Here is a 13000-nt window from a genome sequence, read left to right on the forward strand (position 1 = left end):
CGGCGCGCGGGATGCGAAGATCAGGGTTGGCCGCGGTCCGGACGGCCGACGACGAACCTGGAGGAGCTGCGGTGGAGGAGTACCTGGCCCGGATCGGCCCGGCCGACGAGGCGGCAATGGCAGTCGCAACGCAGCGTCAACAACTGCTCACCAAGCCGGCCGGCTCCCTCGGCGTACTGGAGGACCTGTCGATCCGCGTGGCGGGGATGACCGGTGCTGTGGTGCCATCACCTGCAGTAGTCACCGTCTTCGCCGCTGATCACGGGGTGCATGCTCAGGGTGTCTCGCCCTGGCCGCAGGAGGTGACTGCTGCCATGCTCGCCAATTTTGCCGGCGGTGGTGCCGCGGTGAACGCCTTCGCGACCAACAACCGGGTCGACGTACGGGTAGTCGATGTCGGCGTGGCGAGCGACGTCGACGAGCTTGACATCGTGCATGCGAAGGTCCGGCCCGGCACCCGCGACCTGTCCGTCGGTCCCGCACTGACCGCCGACGAGGTACACGCCGCGATCACAGTCGGCTTCGAGCTCGCCGACAAGCTCGTCCTCGACGGCTACCGCTGCCTGCTCACCGGCGACATGGGCATCGCGAACACAACCGCCTCCGCCGCCCTGATCGCCACCTTCACCGGCGCGACCGCCGACCAGGTCACCGGCCGCGGCACCGGCATCGACGACGCCACCCTCGCCCACAAGACCTCCGTCGTCGAAGCCGCCTTGGTCCTGCACGAGGTCCCCGCCACCGACCCGCTGAAGGCTCTCGCGGCGTACGGCGGCCTCGAGCACGCCGCCCTCACCGGCTACATCCTCGGCGCGGCAGCGAACAGGATCCCAGTAATCCTCGACGGCGTCATCGCCGGCGCCGCGGCGCTCGTCGCCCAAGCCCTGCACCCGTCCTCCATCGACTACTGCGTAGCCGGCCACCGCTCCGCCGAGCCCGGCCACGCCGTCGCCCTCAAGGCGCTAGGCCTCCAGCCCCTGGTCGACCTAGACCTCCGCCTCGGCGAAGGAACAGGCGCCGTACTGGCCTACCCCATCCTCACCTGCGCAGTCCGAGCCCTGGCGGAGATGGCCACCTTCGAATCAGCCGGCATCACCGCAGCCGACGAACCGCCCACCACAGCCCCGGCCGCCGACCCCGGCGCTCCGGCTGCCGACGCGGGCGCTCCGGCCGCGGATCCGGCTGCCGACCCCGGCGCTCCCGCGGCTCCGGCTGCCGGCTCCGGCACTCCCGCCGCGGTCCCGCCCACCCCCGGCGCTCCCGCCGACCACGCTGCGTCCGCTCCGGCCACGAATGACCTGGGAGGCGACGCGTGACCGAGCCTTCGCCGTACCTGTCCGGCCTTGTTCTCACCGGCCGCCGTGTGGTTGTCGTCGGCGGCGGGGGAGTGGCCCAGCGCCGCCTGCCGCGGCTGCTCGAGACCGGTGCCCAGATCGACGTCATCTCGCCCGCGATCACCCCGACCATCGAGGGCCTGCTCACCAACCCCGATCTCCGCTGGGTCGAGCGGGGCTACGCCGCCGGCGACCTCGAAGGCGCCTGGTACGTCGTCGTGGCGACCGATGACCCCGAGGTCAACGACCAGGTCTCCGCCGAGGCGGAGGAACGGCGCGTCTTCTGCGTCCGCTCGGACGACCGCTCCCGCGCCACCGCGTGGACCCCGGCGTCGGGCCAGCACGATCACGTCACCATCGGCGTACTCGGCGCAGGCGATCACCGCCGCTCGGCCGCCGTACGCGACGCGATCCTCGAAGAGCTCCGCACCGGCGCCCTCGGTGCCCGCGACTCGCTCGACAAGCAGCCCGGCGTCTACCTCGTCGGCGGCGGCCCGGGCGACCCCGACCTGATCACCGTCCGCGGCCGCAGGCTGCTCGCCGAGGCCGACGTGGTCGTCGCCGACCGCCTCGCCCCGCAGCAACTCCTGGACGAGCTGCACCCCGAGGTCGAACTGATCGACGCCGCCAAGCTCCCGCGCGGCCGCTCGGCCCAGCAGGAGGAGATCAACCGGATCCTCGTCGACCGCGCGCTGGCGGGCAAGCTCGTCGTACGGCTGAAGGGCGGGGACCCGTACGTCTTCGGCCGCGGTTTCGAAGAAGCCATCGCCTGTGCCGACGCCGGTGTCACCTGGACGGTCGTCCCCGGCATCACCAGCTCGATCTCGGTCCCCGCGGTCGCCGGCATCCCGGTGACGCACCGCGGCGTGACGCACGAATTCACCGTCGTCTCCGGCCACATCCCGCCGGACCACCCGGACTCGCTGATCAACTGGCAGGCCCTCGCGCAGCTCAGCGGCACGCTCGTTCTGCTGATGGCCGTGGAGAACCTCCCCAAGATCACCGCCACCCTGCTCGCCCACGGCCGCCCCGCCACCACCCCCGCAGCAGTCATTGCCGACGGCACCCTTCCCTCCCAGGAGATGGTCACCGCCGACCTGGCCGACATCGCCACGACGGCCCAGTCCGCCGGCATCGGCGCCCCCGCCATCGTTGTCATCGGCAACGTAGTCGAGGTGGCCACGCAGGTCCGCCGATGAACCGGACGCCAGTACGCCGTCAAGCGCCCGCCGGCTCCGGCGCAGGTGGATCCGTCGGCCCGCACGACGCGGGACGTGGGCCGACTCTTCCAGCACGCGGCCACGGCGTAGCTCTCCAAGTAGTGGTGTCCGAGTGATCATCGACATCAATCAGGCCGACGACCCACGCCTTTCCGACTACGTGCAGCTGCGCGAGGTCAACCTTCGCCGCCTGCTCGAGGAGGAGCACGGGCTCTTCATTGCCGAAGGCGACAAAGTCATCCGCCGCGCGGCCGAGGCCGGGTACGAACCCCGCTCGTTCCTCCTCGCCCCACGCTGGCTGGAGACCTTGGCCGACGTACTGGAGAAGTGGCCCGAGGCACCGGTCTACCTCGTCACCGAAGACCTGGCCGAGCAAGTCACCGGCTTCCACGTCCACCGCGGCGCCCTGGCGTCGTACAAACGCCAACCTCCGGCAGACCTGGATGCCCTCCTGGACAGCGTTCAGACCGGCCGGATCGCGATCTTCGACGACATCGTCGACCACACCAACGTCGGCGCCGGCTTCCGCGCCGCCGCGGCGATGGGCGTCGACGCCGTACTCGTCACCCCCACCTGCGCCGACCCGCTCTACCGCCGTTCGGTGAAGGTCTCCATGGGCACCGTCTTCCAGGTCCCCTGGACCCGCCTCACCTCTTGGCCCGGCGACCTGGCCAAGCTCAAGGCCCACGGCTTCACCACCGCGGCCTTCGCGCTCACCGACGACTCGATCACCCTCGACGCCCTGACCGCCCGCCACGACGAGAAGCTCGCTCTCATCTTCGGCACCGAAGGCCACGGCCTCAAACCCCACGTCCTCGCCGAGTCCGAACTGACCGTCCGCATCCCGATGGCCGGCGGCGTCGACTCCCTCAACGTCGCGTCATCAGCCGCGGTCGCCTTCTACGCCACCCGCCCCTGACGTCCGCCAGCTCGACTGATTCAGGCGACCTGTCCCGGCGCTTCAGGTGACGACGGTGTGGCCGGCGGTCTCGAGGGTGGTGATGGCTTGGGCGAGCGAGCCGGCTGCGACCAGCACCAAGTCGGCCTGGTAGGTGGAGACGGCGTAGACCGACAGCCCTGCGGCAGCGAGTGGTTGGACGATGGCGGCCAGCATGGGCTCATTCTCCCTTGACCACCGGCGGGATCGCGTTGGCGACAACGGGGAGGATCGCGTCGGCGGACTCGACGGTGGTTCGGTCGATGCCGGTGGGGTCGAGAGTGCTGATGACGACGGCGTACCGGTCGCCGTTGAGTGAGCTGAGGATAGCGCCGGCCGAGTGCCAGGTGAGGGTCATGCCGCCCATCTGCAAGGTGCTCCGATTGCGTTGCAGGTGGGCGTTCTGGGCGCAGACCAGTGTGCGGCCGCGGCGGTCTTCGAGGGTCCGGATGTCCAGCAGGTTCTGCGCCATGATGACATCCCGTACGGCGAGCAGCCCGGAGATCCGAGCGGTCTCGTCGGTCTGCTGAGCGGCTTGCTGGTGATAGCGGAGCAGGCCGAGCGCCGCGGTCGCGTGGACACGAGCGCGGTACCAATCGGCCCGTGAGGTCGCGGCGATCAGCTCAGGGGCTCGGGTGTAGAGCGTGGTGAGCAGGTCGTCGGCGATCGCCCGCAGGCGGACGGCTTCGGCGGTCGCGCCGATCGACATCGCCGAGTCGAGGATCGCCTCCTGCCGGCTCCAGCGATCATCCGGGCCGAGCAGGCCGGCGAGGTCGAGGTCCGGGACGGCGGGGCCGCGGCCGCGGTCCAGGCCGTCGAGATCGCCGAGGTAGTCAAGGACATGTTCCAGGTACGCGCGCGGGCTGGGCGCACTGGTGCTCTCGGTCGGCGCATCGAAGCCGTGGAACGACAAGCGCTCCTCGACCGGCCGGCCCTCGTTGTACTGCCGCATCCAGCCAACCAGCTGGCGGTTCGCCTCCACCGCGCCGAAGCCGTGGGAGAACCCCGTCGTCATCACCGCGTCGAGGCTGCCGATCCCATCCCGGACGAAGCCGTCGACCGCGAGCGCGGCAACGCGATCCGTCTCCAGCGCGATCGACCGGAACCCCAGCTGCACCAGGGATTCGAAGAGCTCGTTGCGGATCGGTCCGAAGGAGGCGTCCTGGGTGGGATGGGCCGGCTCACCGATCGCCAGCAGCTCACACGGGCCGGTCGCGAGTTCTTGCAGGTCCTGTCTCATGTGGCTCAATCATATTATTGAAGCGTCTATTGAAAGCTTTGATGGACGTCTCAGCAGCAACCCCCTCCGAAAGTCTCAAACTACCGATCAGCCTGGGCCGACGGTTCGATAGCCTCCGCGGCATGGGTGAGCTCGAGCTGGCGACGGTAGCGGCCGCGAACGACGCGTGGGGCGGGACGGCTCCGCTGGATGCGGAGGTGGTCGAGACCGCGGAGTACCGGATGGTGCGGATGCCGGAGCGGTTCGGCAGGCACGTGATGGTGCAGTGGGTGCGCTCCGCGCGCCAGGCGGACGCCGTACTGGCGGATCTCGCCGCGCGAGCGGCGGAGTTCGGCCGGCCCGACGCGTGGGTGACTGTGAGGCTGTCCGCGCCGGCGGGGCTCGACGAGGCGTTGCTGGCGCGTGGCGCCGAGCTCGGCGACACGTACGACGTACTGGCGATGCCCCTGCCGGCCGAGCTGAAGGCGCCCGATCTTCCGGAGCTCCGGTGGGCGACCACCGTCGACATCGTGCGCGACGTGAACACCGTCGCGACCGCGATGTTCGGCGGGACCAAGGCGTCCGAGGACATCCTCGCCCAGCGGACGGTGGAGGAGCAGGAGAAGTTCGCGGCGGGAGCTGGAAGCGCGCTCGCCGCTTACGTCGACGGCATGCCGGTCGGTGTCGGATCCCTCGAGCTTGTCGACGGCGTGGCCCGGCTGGCGGGTTCCGGCGTACTGGAATCGCACCGCGGCCGCGGGATCTATCGCGCGATGGTCGCCGCCCGCCTGACGTACGCCGAGAAACGCGGCGCCACGATGGCGCTCTCGCAGGGCAACATCACCACCAGCTCGCCGATCCTGCGGCGCCTCGGATTCGTTGCCTACGGCCAAGAACGCTCCTATCGGCTGCCGCTCACGGCGTGAGCGGCGGAGTGCTCGCGCGGACCACCGGGTACGCCGGGGCAGTCCGGCGCGTGAGCTCGGTGTCCGCGGTCGTCGCACGGTAGATCGCCTCTTCGGCGACGGCGTTCAGCGCGACGTGCACGGTGGTCAGCTTCGGTACGACGTCGCGCAGCGTGCTGATGTCGTCGAAGCCGGCGACGCCGATGTCCTCGGGGATCCGTAGCCCGCGCGTGCGCAGTCCGTCGAGAGCACCGAGCGCCATGTCGTCCGTGATCGCGAACACCAGTTGAAGATCGCGCAGCTCGTCGTCGGTGAGCGAGAGCACGAAGTCGCGCGCGCCGACCCAGCTGAAGCTCAGCTGCTCGACCCGCGGATCGCCGGCGCCGGAGTCGCGCAGGCCCTGGACGAATCCTTCGACCCGTTGCTGCATCGACAGCAGGGGAGTGGCGATGCCGAGGACCAGGCAGCGGTGGTACCCGAGGCCGGCCAGCTCTCGCGCCAGCGACCGCGCGCCTTCGTGGTTGTCGAAGTCGACGGTCTCGAACGGGAGGTCGCTCCGGCTGATCAGTACGACGCGCCCGCCGGTCTCCTCGTACCGGCGCAGCTCGTCGACGAGGTCCTGCTCCGACGGCGGATCGACGTACCCGGTACCGGCGAGAATGATCGCGCGCGGCTGCTGGCCGCGCAGCTCGCGGACGAGGTCGAGCTCGCGCTCGGCGTGCCGCTCGGTGACCGCGATCGACACGTGCAGGCCGATCGCCTCGGCCTGCTTCATGATCTCGGCGGCCATCGCGGAGAAGTACGGGTCGGAGATCAGGCTGATCACCAGCGCGACCGTGCGCGACGTCCCGCGGGCCATCGCCTGGGCCGGGAGGTTCGGGGTGTAGCCGAGCTGACGGGCCGCGGCGAGGACGCGTTCGCGGTAGCTCTCGGCGACCTTGCGGGCGCTGCCGTTCAGCACCCGCGACGCCGTGGGCTGCGACACCCCGGCGTACCGCGCCACGTCGTCGAGCGTGACCGGGCGCTTCGACCCTGGCCCGCTCTGCATCGATGGCACAGGCGCAGCTTATCGACGAAAAAGGCTGGACGGGCGTGATGGGATCGGCCCATGCGGAAAGTCGTCCTGATCACCGGCCTGCAGGCCGCGGGCAAGTCCACGATCGCGCCGTTGCTCGCGTCCCGCCTCGGCCCACCGGCCGCGACCCTCGACGGCGACGTCTTCCACCGCGGCGTCGTCGCCGGGGCTGTGCACATGACGCCTGATCCTTCACCGGAAGCCGTCCGCCAGCTGGATCTCCGGTACGCCGCCACCGCCAAGATCGCCCAGCACTACGCCGACGCCGGCTTCGACTTCACCTGCTCCGACATCATCCTCGGCCCGGATGTCACGCGCTGGTTCGCGACGTTGCGCGACGTCGAGCCGCACTTGGTCGTGCTGGTCCCGTCCGTCGACTCCATCGTCGACCGCGAACTGGGCCGAGGCGCGTCGGCGTACGCCGGCTGGCAACCACCCGGCGGCACCCTCGCCGACGCTGTCCGGGCTCTCGAGGAAAGCCTCGCCGACACTCCGAACCGAGGCCTCTGGCTCGACACCACGAACCAGACGCCGGAGGAAACCGTCGAGGCCATCCTCGAGGACGACCTCATGTCTTCCCGCTGGTAGCTCTCAACCCAACGGGTCGTCTGCGACTCGGGCGTCGTGCCGGTTGCCGACGAACGGCTCCGGTGAGACCCGCACCCAGCCCGGTCGAATTCCCTCCAGCTCGGCCGCGAACACCGGGTCCCAACGGTCCAGACTCACCTCGACCACTGGGCTCGACTCGCTGGTCACGCTGAAGGTCACCCGCGCGATCACCGGTCCTTCGGCGTTGCGCAGCTGCATCACCGTGTGCTGCACTCGGCGCTTCTCGTCCGCGTCCCCGGTCCACTCCCACACCCGGAGCCGTTCCGGCGAACGCATCACCGCGGCCAGTTCGTCCTTCGTACGCCGTACGGCATCGCGGTCCCGCAGGTAGACCACGATGCGCGACACCCCGTTCCCCGACAGAAACCCCAAACAGTCCAGCACCACCTCGGCCCCCAACTCCGGCCGCGCCGCCACCCAGGCAGCAACCACCGGCAGATCGGCGTCGATCGCACGGGCCTCGTACGGCGGCAACTGCCGCATCACAACGGCCGCCCCGGCGCCGGCAACGGGACCGGCATCTCCTGTTCGTACGGCGGGAGCTCTCTGGACGCGAGGGGAGCCGCCGGTCCCTGCGGATCTGGCAGGACGTGGATGCGGTCGGGGGCGAGGGCCTCGATGCGGGCGGTGAACGCCGGGTCGATGCGGTCGAGGGTGACGTGGAGCATTCCGGTCGTGGGGTCCGGCCAGGTGGTGGTGATGTGGGTCCCGTTCCCGTCGAGCGCCCAGACCCCATCGGACAGGGGTTCGAGATCGACCGGTTCCGGGATCGGGGTGCGGACGCGGAGGTGCTCGGGGCGGCGGAGCAGCGGAACGAGCTCGGCCTGCACCCGCCGTACGGCGGTGTGGTCGTGGATCTCGACGACCAGGAGGACGTGGCCGACGTTGGAGTCGAAGGCGGCGTGGTCGGCGGCGATCTTGGCGACCAGGTCGGGGTGGTCCTCGGCCCAGGCTTGGAGGACCGGCAGGTCGAGGTCGAGGGTCGCCTGTTCGTACGGCGGGAGAGGGCGCATCGTGTCACCTCGCAGGGAACCTGGGCCTGCGTCGATGGTCTCACCGGTGGGCGGCGGAGTCTTGGGGGTTTCTGGGCTCCGGTCTGGTGTGGGCCGGCGACGCGAAGAAGCCGCCGGGCCCGGATCGCCAGCTGCCTGAACAGGGGCGGGGCGCCGGCGGACGAGCGCCCACGCCGATGCGACCTACACAGATCTACTCGCTGACCGGCTGGCCCTCGTGGGCTTCGGCGTTCAGCATGGGGGAGATCGGCCAGTCGGTCGGGTAGTCGGGGGCGAGTTCCTCGGCCTCGGCGAACAGGCGGCGCTTGTACTTGCGGGAGAGGCGGTCGCCGAAGACCATGCCCTGGGTGTGGTCGGTCTCGTGCTGCAGGCAGCGGGCGAGCAGGCCGTCGCCTTCATACGTGACGGGCTGGCCGTGTTCGTCGACGCCGGTGACCCGGGCGAAGTCCGGGCGCGCGCACTTGGTGAACGCGCCGGGCAGGGACAGGCAGCCCTCCTCGCCCTCGTCGAGGCGGCGGTCCTTGCCCTCGGGCAGGTCGAGCGCGGGGTTGCAGACGACGCCCTGGTGGCGGTTGCCGTCCTTGTCGGGGCAGTCGAACACGAACAGCTGCAGGTCGACGCCGACCTGGTTCGCGGCCAGCCCGACACCCTCGGCCGCGTTCATCGTCGCGACCATGTCGGCGACCAGCTTCTGCAGGTCGTCGCCGAAGTCGGTGACGGGCTGGTTCAGCCGGTGCATGACGTCCTCGCCCCACCGCGTGATGGGCAGCACCGAACCGTTCGTAGGCAGCGTAGACATGCGGGAAATCCTAGCGAAGCTCCGGCCGACGCAGGACCGCCACCCAGGACCTGTGCCCGTGCTCACGAAGAGCACGGGCACCCAACACGGATCAGCCCTTGGCGTTGACCTCGTCACGCCACGCGAGCCACTCGCGGACCAGGCCGAGGTCGTAGTCCGGGCCGGAGGTGTGGATCGTGAACAGCCGGCTGCCGACGTCGTACAGCCCCTTGGCCGCCTCTTCCGGCTTCTTGTCACCGACGGCCACCGAGCGCTCGATCTCGCCGGGGTCGCGGCCGATCGTCGCGCAGTGCGCGTCCAGTACGGCGTGCTTGTGCGCGATCGTCTCGGCGTCGCCGAAGCCGTGCCAGATGGTCGCGTGCTGGGCGACGAGCTTCAGCGTCTTCTTCTCACCACCGCCGCCGATCAGCACCGGGATTTCCCGGGTCGGGCGAGGGTTGAGCTTGGCCCAGCGCTGCTCGATCCGCGGCAGGGCCTCGCCGAGCGCGTCGAGCCGTCCGCCCGCCGTACCGAACGGGTAGCCGTACTCGTCGTAGTCCTTCTCGAACCAGCCCGAGCCGATGCCGAAGATCAGCCGGCCGTTGCTGATGTGGTCGACGGTGCGTGCCATGTCGGCGAGCAGGTCGGGGTTGCGGTAGGAGTTGCAGGTCACCAGCGCGCCGAACTCGATCCGCTCGGTCGCCTCGGCCCAGGCCGCGAGCATCGTCCAGGCCTCGAAGTGCAGGCCCTCGGGCTCACCGGACAGCGGGTAGAAGTGGTCCCAGTTGAACACCACGTCGACGCCGAGTTCCTCGACCTCGGCGACGGTCCGCCGGATGGCGTCGTACTGCGCGTGCTGGGGCTGGATCTGAACACCGATGCGAACCGGGAAGCTCGCATAGGGGCGATCGGTGGACTCAGTCGATGTCATGCTGGCAATCCTATCGGGCGTATCGGAGGACCCCTCCGGTACACCCGCGAGCTGAGCGGGGGCGCGGATGCCGGAGCACGACGAGGTCGCGGAGTTCTCGAGGCTGTTCCTGGCGTTTCTCGAGCGGATGCACGAGACGCCGCAGGGGATCGCCCGGGAGAACGTGCGGGACCGGTTGAGGGAGCACCTGCAGGTCGAGCCCGAGGACCTGCCGGTCGTCGCGGCGAGCTTCCCGTCGTTCGACCTGCCGAACGTGCAGCTCGCGCTGGAGAGCTGGTTCGACAGCTCCGAGGTGATCGGCCTGGTCGGCTCGGATCGCGGGCACCACTCACTGGCGGACCTGCTCGAGCTGGGCGCGGGGCGTGGCCGGTTCGGGATCGGCGCGGTGGACTACCAGCGGATCGCGGTCGACGTCGGCGTCGAGATGGACTGTGTCGCGTTCGGGTTCTTCCTCGGGCGGCAGGGCGAGGACCGGTACGTCGCGTTGCTGCGGGCCGCGAACCCGCAGTTCGGGCGGCAAGAGGTCGAGCTCGAGGTGCTGGCCACGTCGCGGGACGCCGGAGATCGGCTGATGAAGGCGTTGCCGGACCTGATCCGCGAGCACAACGTGTTCCGCGGCAAGGTGATCTCGTTCGAGCGGCACGAGTTCGGTCATGGGGTCGGGCCGTTCCGGCTGCACCCGCGGCCGGGGGTCTCCCGCGACGACGTCGTGCTGCCGGCCGGCGTACTGGAACGCGTCGAGCGCGAGGTGATCGGGGTCGCGGAGCACCGCGAGGCGCTGTTGCGCGGCGGACAGCACCTGCGGCGCGGCGTGCTGCTGTACGGCCCGCCGGGGACGGGCAAGACCCACACGGTGCGCTACCTGCTGTCGCGCCTGCCGGAGTTCACGGTCGTACTGCTCGCGGGCACGAGCATCCGGTACGTCGGGGAGGCGTGCTCGCTGGCCCGCAAGCTGCAGCCGGCGCTCGTCGTACTGGAGGACTGCGACCTGATCGCCGAGGCGCGGGACCACCTGCACGGCGGCGAGAACCCGTTGCTGTTCCAGGTGCTCAACGAGATGGACGGCCTCGCCGAGGACGCCGACGTCGCGTTCCTGCTGACCACCAACCGCGCCGACATCCTCGAGCCCGCCCTGGCCGAACGCCCGGGGCGCGTCGATCTCGCCGTCGAGGTCCCGCTCCCGGACGCGGCCGGCCGGGCCCGCCTCCTCAGCTTGTACGGGCCGACGCTCGATCTCAGTCCCGCGGTGATCGACGAGGTCGTCAGCGCGACCGAAGGCACCACCGCGTCGTTCACCAAGGAGCTGGTACGACGGGCGGTCCTGCTCGCCGCCGAAGCCGGTACGTCGCCCGGCGACACGCATCTCCAGGCTGCGACCGCCGAGCTGCTCTCCGCCCGCGACACCCTGACCCGCCGTCTCCTCGGCGCGGCCGACCCGCGATAGTTGCCGTCCATGGACCTCAACGGACGCGTCGACCCACCGAACCTCGCGGGCGAGATGGAGACCCTGCTGGGGTTTCTCGAGTTCCAGCGGGGGACGTTCCTGTGGAAGTGCGAGGGGCTGACGCCGGAGCAGCTGGGGACCGCGGTCCTGAGCCCGTCGAAGCTGACCCTGCACGGGATGGTCCGGCACCTCACCGAGGACGAGCTCGGCTGGCTTGTCGCGCCGTTCGTCGACACGCCGACGCCCTACCCGTACGGGACCGAGGCGGCGCCCGGCGCCGCCTGGTCCGAGCTCGACCCGGCCAAGTACGCCGAAGACCTTCAGCGCTACAAGGACTCGGTGGCCCAGGCCCGTACGGCGATCGCAGGGCTGCCCGGCGACCACGTGGGCGTCGACGAAGGCACGTCGTACAGCCTGCGGTGGATCGTCACGCACATGATCGAGGAGTACGCCCGGCACAACGGCCACGCCGACCTCCTCCGCGAACACCTGGACGGCGCGACAGGCGAGTAGGTCATCGCACCGAAGCGCCGGGCCTTCTAGGCTCAGGTCATGAAATCGCGTATCGAGCCGGTTCGCTGGACGCCCCCGCCCGTGCCGCCGGCCCGGCAGGCCAGGCACCTCACCGTCGAGGTCGTGGCCGTGCCGGGTGACGGACCCGAGGACACGTTGATCGACGAGGACGGCAGCGTGCTGACCGGCCTGCTCGACGGCCGCGTCCTGCGGGTCAGCGCGGACGGCCTCACGATCACGACCCTGGCCGACACCGGCGGGCGCCCGCTCGGCCTGGAGTGGCTGGCCGACGGCAAGGTCCTGATCTGCGACGCGAACCGCGGCCTGCTGACGATGGACCGCGACGGCCGCGTGACCACGCTGCTCGGCGAGATCGCCGGGCAGCCGATGCGCTTCTGCAACAACGCCGACGTCACCGACGACGGCACGATCTACTTCACCAACTCCTCGACCCGGTTCGGCGTCCACGAGTGGATGGCCGACCTGCTCGAGCACTCGTCGACCGGCAGCGTCTACCGGCTGCGCCCGGACGGCGAGCTGACGCAGCTCGCGACCGGACGCCCGTTCCCGAACGGCGTCGCGCTGAGCGGCGACCAGCGGACGCTGTTCTTCGCCGAGACCGCCGGCTACGGGCTCTTCAAGCTCGACCTCACCACCGACGACGCCGTACCGGAGCTCGTCGCGCCGATCCCGGGCCTGCCGGACAACATCTCCCGCGGGTCCGACGGCCTGATCTGGGTCGCGATCGGTTCACCGCGCAACGCCGTGCTCGACACGCTGCTGCCCAAGGCCCCGGTCCTCCGCAAGGTCGTCTGGAACCTGCCCGAAGCGCTCAAGCCGAAGGCCGCCGACATCATCGAGATCCAGGCGTACGACGACGCCGGCGCGCTCGTGCACGACCTGCGTGGCACGCACCCGCGGTTCCACATGCCCACCGGCGTCCGCGAACGCGACGGCAAGGTCTGGCTCAGCAGCCTCGGGACGAGCACCATCGCGCACTTCCCGACCCCGACCAAGTGATC

Annotated in this window: 15 protein-coding genes; 8 read left to right on the forward strand and 7 right to left on the reverse strand. The window is 70.4% G+C overall.

Annotated elements, in window-relative coordinates; translation table 11 throughout:
* Positions 1-71: 71 nt before the first annotated feature.
* The 3 genes from cobT to HDA39_RS07655 all read left to right on the forward strand — a co-directional run bounded on the left by cobT (position 72) and on the right by HDA39_RS07655 (position 3473).
* The gene (cobT, locus tag HDA39_RS07645; RefSeq protein WP_337925665.1) at positions 72-1316 is read left to right on the forward strand and encodes a nicotinate-nucleotide--dimethylbenzimidazole phosphoribosyltransferase; all 1245 of its coding nucleotides are present in this window, start codon (positions 72-74) and stop codon (positions 1314-1316) included.
* Entirely contained in the window at positions 1313-2533 is a 1221-nt protein-coding gene (gene cobA / locus HDA39_RS07650) for a uroporphyrinogen-III C-methyltransferase (RefSeq protein ID WP_184794531.1), read from the forward strand. The genes cobT and cobA overlap by 4 nt, the downstream gene beginning before the upstream one ends.
* A gap of 133 nt (positions 2534-2666) precedes the next feature.
* Positions 2667-3473 carry an RNA methyltransferase gene (locus tag HDA39_RS07655; RefSeq protein WP_184794532.1) on the forward strand — a complete coding sequence of 269 codons (807 nt, stop codon included), beginning with the start codon at positions 2667-2669 and terminating at the stop codon, positions 3471-3473.
* Positions 3474-3515: 42 nt separating this feature from the next.
* Here HDA39_RS07655 and HDA39_RS07660 read toward each other — a convergent pair whose 3' ends face one another.
* Both HDA39_RS07660 and HDA39_RS07665 read right to left on the reverse strand, forming a co-directional pair.
* The gene (locus HDA39_RS07660; protein WP_184794533.1) at positions 3516-3668 is read right to left on the reverse strand and encodes an ACT domain-containing protein; all 153 of its coding nucleotides are present in this window, start codon (positions 3666-3668) and stop codon (positions 3516-3518) included.
* 4 nt (positions 3669-3672) lie between these two features.
* Positions 3673-4731 carry an erythromycin esterase family protein gene (locus HDA39_RS07665; RefSeq protein WP_184794534.1) on the reverse strand — a complete coding sequence of 353 codons (1059 nt, stop codon included), beginning with the start codon at positions 4729-4731 and terminating at the stop codon, positions 3673-3675.
* Between the two features lie 122 nt (positions 4732-4853).
* Between HDA39_RS07665 and HDA39_RS07670 the strand changes: the two genes are divergently transcribed.
* Positions 4854-5636 carry a GNAT family N-acetyltransferase gene (locus HDA39_RS07670; protein ID WP_184794535.1) on the forward strand — a complete coding sequence of 261 codons (783 nt, stop codon included), beginning with the start codon at positions 4854-4856 and terminating at the stop codon, positions 5634-5636.
* Here HDA39_RS07670 and HDA39_RS07675 read toward each other — a convergent pair.
* Positions 5626-6663, reverse strand: coding sequence for a LacI family DNA-binding transcriptional regulator (locus HDA39_RS07675; protein WP_184805690.1), 1038 nt, complete (start codon positions 6661-6663; stop codon positions 5626-5628). The two genes, HDA39_RS07670 and HDA39_RS07675, sit on opposite strands and share 11 nt — an antisense overlap.
* 60 nt (positions 6664-6723) lie before the next feature.
* Here HDA39_RS07675 and HDA39_RS07680 point away from each other — a divergent pair, with 60 nt between their 5' ends.
* On the forward strand, positions 6724-7278 hold the full coding sequence (locus HDA39_RS07680; protein WP_184794536.1) for a P-loop nucleotide/nucleoside kinase family protein: 555 nt from the start codon (positions 6724-6726) through the stop codon (positions 7276-7278).
* Positions 7279-7281: 3 nt separating this feature from the next.
* Here HDA39_RS07680 and HDA39_RS07685 read toward each other — a convergent pair whose 3' ends face one another.
* The 4 genes from HDA39_RS07685 to HDA39_RS07700 form a co-directional block, all read right to left on the reverse strand.
* Positions 7282-7785 (reverse strand): hypothetical protein, encoded by a 504-nt coding sequence (locus tag HDA39_RS07685; protein ID WP_184794537.1) that lies wholly within the window; start codon positions 7783-7785, stop codon positions 7282-7284.
* Positions 7782-8312, reverse strand: coding sequence for a hypothetical protein (locus tag HDA39_RS07690; RefSeq protein ID WP_184794538.1), 531 nt, complete (start codon positions 8310-8312; stop codon positions 7782-7784). Before HDA39_RS07690 ends, HDA39_RS07685 begins: the two co-directional genes overlap by 4 nt.
* A 193-nt stretch (positions 8313-8505) precedes the next feature.
* Positions 8506-9111: a peptide deformylase gene (gene def, locus HDA39_RS07695; protein ID WP_184794539.1), complete on the reverse strand. Its 606-nt coding sequence runs from the start codon at positions 9109-9111 to the stop codon at positions 8506-8508.
* Between the two features lie 91 nt (positions 9112-9202).
* Entirely contained in the window at positions 9203-10021 is an 819-nt protein-coding gene (locus tag HDA39_RS07700; protein ID WP_184794540.1) for an LLM class F420-dependent oxidoreductase, read from the reverse strand.
* A 67-nt stretch (positions 10022-10088) separates the two neighbouring features.
* Between HDA39_RS07700 and HDA39_RS07705 the strand changes: the two genes are divergently transcribed.
* From HDA39_RS07705 to HDA39_RS07715, 3 genes are read left to right on the forward strand one after another with little or no spacing between them, the layout of a single operon-like run.
* The gene (locus tag HDA39_RS07705) at positions 10089-11465 is read left to right on the forward strand and encodes an AAA family ATPase (protein WP_184794541.1); all 1377 of its coding nucleotides are present in this window, start codon (positions 10089-10091) and stop codon (positions 11463-11465) included.
* 9 nt (positions 11466-11474) lie between these two features.
* Positions 11475-11978: a DinB family protein gene (locus HDA39_RS07710; protein WP_184794542.1), complete on the forward strand. Its 504-nt coding sequence runs from the start codon at positions 11475-11477 to the stop codon at positions 11976-11978.
* Positions 11979-12017: 39 nt separating this feature from the next.
* Complete coding sequence (locus HDA39_RS07715; RefSeq protein ID WP_184794543.1) at positions 12018-12998, forward strand: SMP-30/gluconolactonase/LRE family protein; 981 nt, start codon at positions 12018-12020, stop codon at positions 12996-12998.
* Positions 12999-13000 lie beyond the last annotated feature (2 nt).

It is taken from the genome of Kribbella italica (assembly GCF_014205135.1).
In the GTDB taxonomy this organism is placed as follows: Bacteria; Actinomycetota; Actinomycetes; order Propionibacteriales; family Kribbellaceae; genus Kribbella; species Kribbella italica.